At 45.8% G+C, this 3774-nt stretch carries 5 protein-coding genes; 3 read left to right on the plus strand and 2 right to left on the minus strand.

Annotated features, from left to right (window positions below):
- The 3 genes from WAK81_RS13055 to WAK81_RS13065 all read left to right on the plus strand — a co-directional run.
- On the plus strand, window positions 1–396 hold a 396-nt coding region (locus WAK81_RS13055; protein WP_422197390.1), incomplete at its 5' end, for an SDR family oxidoreductase.
- Complete coding sequence (locus tag WAK81_RS13060) at window positions 393–725, plus strand: non-heme iron oxygenase ferredoxin subunit (protein ID WP_422197392.1); 333 nt, start codon at window positions 393–395, stop codon at window positions 723–725. The genes WAK81_RS13055 and WAK81_RS13060, both read left to right, overlap by 4 nt.
- Before the next feature lie 6 nt (window positions 726–731).
- Window positions 732–1724 (plus strand): 2Fe-2S iron-sulfur cluster-binding protein, encoded by a 993-nt coding sequence (locus tag WAK81_RS13065; RefSeq protein WP_422197394.1) that lies wholly within the window; start codon window positions 732–734, stop codon window positions 1722–1724.
- A gap of 37 nt (window positions 1725–1761) precedes the next feature.
- Here the strand turns inward: WAK81_RS13065 and WAK81_RS13070 are convergent, their stop codons facing one another.
- Both WAK81_RS13070 and WAK81_RS13075 read right to left on the minus strand, forming a co-directional pair.
- A complete protein-coding gene (locus WAK81_RS13070; RefSeq protein ID WP_250852431.1) occupies window positions 1762–2409 on the minus strand; it encodes a response regulator transcription factor in 648 nt (215 codons plus the stop codon).
- The coding region (locus WAK81_RS13075; RefSeq protein WP_422197396.1) for a PAS domain-containing sensor histidine kinase at window positions 2400–3774 on the minus strand (1375 nt) is incomplete at its 5' end. The genes WAK81_RS13070 and WAK81_RS13075, both read right to left, overlap by 10 nt.

Genomic DNA, 3774 nt, shown 5'->3' on the forward strand with positions numbered 1-3774 from the left:
GCTGTAATTAATATTAGTAGTGTCAGCGCCCGCATTGCTCAAAAAGAGCGTTGGGTTTATCCGGCATCAAAAGCAACCTTGGAGCAGCTGACCAAAAGCATGGCTTTGGATTTAGCCGCTGATGGTATCCGTGTACATGCCTTGTCACTCAGTTGGACTTGGTCTGTGCCAATGCAAATGATTTCAGGCAATGACCGTCCGAAAACCGATCGTGTGGCTGGTCGTTTCCATGTTCTGGGTCGTATTGCCGATGCTGAAGAAGTCGCACAAGCTTTAAGCTTGTTATGCAGTCCAAAAGCCAAATTACTCACCGGTAGCACCATCCATGCCGATGGTGGTTATCACACCCTGGGGCCTGAAGCGACAGATTCACCGATTGAGGAGTTAAGCGCATGAATATTCAAATGACCAATATTGCAGAAAAATTTCTTTGCCTCACCTCGGATGTTGAACAAGGTGAAGGCTTGCAGGTCATTATCGACGGTTATCCACTACTGGCGGTTTTCCACCTCGAAGATGGTGAATTCTATGTCACCGATGATACCTGTACCCATGGTGATGCGTCTTTAGCCGATGGCGAAATTGATGGCTGCGAAGTGGAATGCCCCTTCCATGCTGGTGCTTTCGATATTAAAACCGGTGAGCCGTGTGGTGCACCGTGCAGTATTCCACTCAAAACCTACACCTCATTTGTACGTGATGGTCAGGTCTATTTGGTGGAGTAACGCCCTATGCATAAAATTCAAATTGAAGGACAGGGACAATTTCACTGTGCAGCCGATGACGTGCTATTACGTGGTGGTTTGCGTGAAGGTTTAGGCTTGCCTTATGAATGCAATGCCGGTGGCTGCGGAACCTGTAAAATTGAAGTGTTGTCGGGTGAGGTTGAAAACCTGTGGGCAGATGCACCCGGGTTGTCTGATCGAGACAAACGTAAAGGACGTGTTTTGGCTTGCCAATGTCGACCAAAATCGGACTGTGTGATCAAGGTTCGTTTAGATGAACAGTGCACACCAAAAATCTTGCCAAAGCAGAAGGCCGTTAAGCTGAAGCATGTAGAGCCGATTACCCATGATATTCTAGAAATTCATTTGCAGTCGGATGAGCCTGCCCAATTCATTCCGGGTCAATATGCGTTGCTTTGGGTCAACCAGCAGTTGCTGCGTGCCTATTCGATGTCGAACTTGCCGAATGACGAAGGGCTGTGGGTGTTCCAGATTCGACGTGTGCCGGATGGTAAGATGACCAACCTACTGTTTGATGAGCAACAACGACAACATGCCGTGATTCAGATTGATGGTCCCTATGGACTGGCACACTTGCAAGAGCAGCCACGTCCGATTATTTGCGTGGCAGGTGGTTCAGGCTTAGCGCCAATGCTAGCGATTGCACGTGGAGTTGCAGTCAATCCACATCTACAGCATCACAAAGTCTGGTTCTTTCATGGCGGACGTGAACAACGCGATTTGCTGACTGAAGCGCAAATGCGTGAATGGACTGAACTGGGTACAAGACTGAATTATGTACCTGCAACCTCATCAGAGCTGATTGAAGGGATTCGATCAGGTTTCATTCATGATGTGATCAATGATGTGCTAGGCGACCAATTGCTTGAGCATGAAATTTACTGCGCAGGCCCACCACCGATGGTGAAATCCATTGAACAGATGGCCCATCAGGCGGGCATTCCGCAGCAGCAAATCCACTTCGATCGATTCTTCTAAATCTTGATCTAACTTTAAATCTTGCAAGCTGATGGGTTTAAACCATCACTTGCAAGGATTTGTCGCGACACATCAACACCATATTGACAATCTGCGCAATCGACTCGGTGCCCAGTTTTTGCCGGATATGGGTGCGATGAATCTCGACCGTTTTATGGCTGATATTCAGCATCTGCGCGATATGTTTGCTGGACAGGCCATCGACCAATAAATGAATAATTTCGTTTTCACGTGGGGACAGTGATTTAAGTTTGGATCTTTGTAGTTCACGTTTTTCAGCTTCTAAAAAATCGAGTTCTGCTTGCTGTAAACACGATTGAATCTGATTCAGCATATGCTGCGGGTTAAACGGCTTTTCCAGGAAATCAAATGCACCCGCTTTCATGGCATTGACGGACATCGGGATATCACCATGACCGGTCATAAAAATAATCGGCATACTGATCTTTTGCTGATTCAGCTGTTGTTGTAACTGCAAGCCACTCATACCGCGCATACGAATATCCAGAATCAAACAGGCTGGCGTATGTGGACGCTGGTAGCTTAAAAATTCCGTCGCACTATTGAAAGTTTTGGACTCGAGTTGAACAGAATCCAAAAGCCAGATTAAAGAGTTACAAATGTCTGGGTCGTCATCAATGACATATACGATGGGTTCTGCGACATGCGGATTGGTCATATACATTTTGCACGCTCCTGTGCTGCCAAAGAAATATTGAAGATGGCACCTGATTCGCCTTCACAAACCCATAAATAACCGTGGTGATTTTCGATGATGCTTCTCGATAGGGTCAATCCAATCCCCATACTGTCGGTTTTACTTGAATAAAACGATTCAAATAACTGTTCAGGATTTTGTCCTTCTAAGCCGGGACCATTATCCGCAATGGCGATCCGTGCATGCTGGCTGTGTTGCCAGGTGCGGATGAAAATATCGCGCTGACCTTCAGGGTTTTTTTGTAGGGCATCGACCGCATTGAACACCAGATTAATAATCACCTGACTAAACAAAGTCTCATCCGCCGAAATACAGATGGGAGATACACCCAGTTCATAATGAATCGTGCAGCCACCTTGATCTGCTTTTAAACCAATCAGCGGGTTTAAGTCCTGAATGAGACGATTGAGCGAATGTACTTTAAAATTCGCTTCGCCTTTTTTGAGGAAGCTGCGCATGCTGTGAATAATGCCATTCACGCGATGAGTTTGATTCAAGGCTGCATTCAAAGCATCAATGGTTTCCTGAGTATTTGCTAAACCGTTTTGAATGCGGATGATGCTGCCTCCGACGTAGTTATTTAAAGCCGCCAGGGGTTGATTCAACTCATGCGCGAGCGCAGTTGAAAGTTCGCCCATGGTTTTACAACGAGACATATGTCCAAGTTGTTTTTCCCGGGCACGTGCCTTATTTTCTGCTTCTATACGCTCGGTAATATCCCGATAGTTAATTAAAATGCCTTGAATATCAGGATGATCAAGTAAGTTCTTGACGGTTGCTTCATGATGGTGCCATTTGCCATTATGGTACATTATTTTGTAGTTAATGGTGCCAATATCATCATTCGATGGTTTTTTAAACAGGAGTTGTCGCACATTCATACGGTCGTCGGGATGAATCACACTCAGAACATTTTTATTGAGCACGAAGCGATCGCGATAGCCCAGAATTCGCTGCAGGGAAGGGCTGGCATAAAGGAGTTTACCTTGAGTATCCAGGATGGCAATGCCATCCCCCGAGTTTTCCAGCAGCATCTTAAAATACTGATCTTTTGACTGGAGCTGATACTGATATTTTTTGATTTCACTGATGTTGCGGACGAGCGCCAGCATTTTGGGTTGATGTTCGATTTCAACAATTTTCAGGCAGACTTCAACAGGGATATGATGTCGGTCCTGAGCCTGAATGAGCCATTCAAATGTGATGGCTTTATGACTTGCTGCTTGGTGAACTTTCTTTACGGCATGATGAAAATCAAAGCCATGACTATGCGCACTGATCTTTTCCACGCTCATCTGGGTTAATTCAGATTTGCTGTAACCGGTCAGGTCT

It is taken from the genome of Acinetobacter sp. (genome assembly GCF_049284435.1).
Classification (GTDB): domain Bacteria; phylum Pseudomonadota; class Gammaproteobacteria; order Pseudomonadales; family Moraxellaceae; genus Acinetobacter.

Excerpts from the sequence above, each read along its gene's own strand:
- WAK81_RS13060 (WP_422197392.1), top strand. The coding sequence starts at position 393 with ATGAATATTCAAATGACCAATATTGCAGAAAAATTTCTTTGCCTCACC.
- WAK81_RS13065 (WP_422197394.1), top strand. The coding sequence starts at position 732 with ATGCATAAAATTCAAATTGAAGGACAGGGACAATTTCACTGTGCAGCC.
- WAK81_RS13070 (WP_250852431.1), bottom strand. The coding sequence starts at position 2,409 with ATGTATATGACCAATCCGCATGTCGCAGAACCCATCGTATATGTCATT.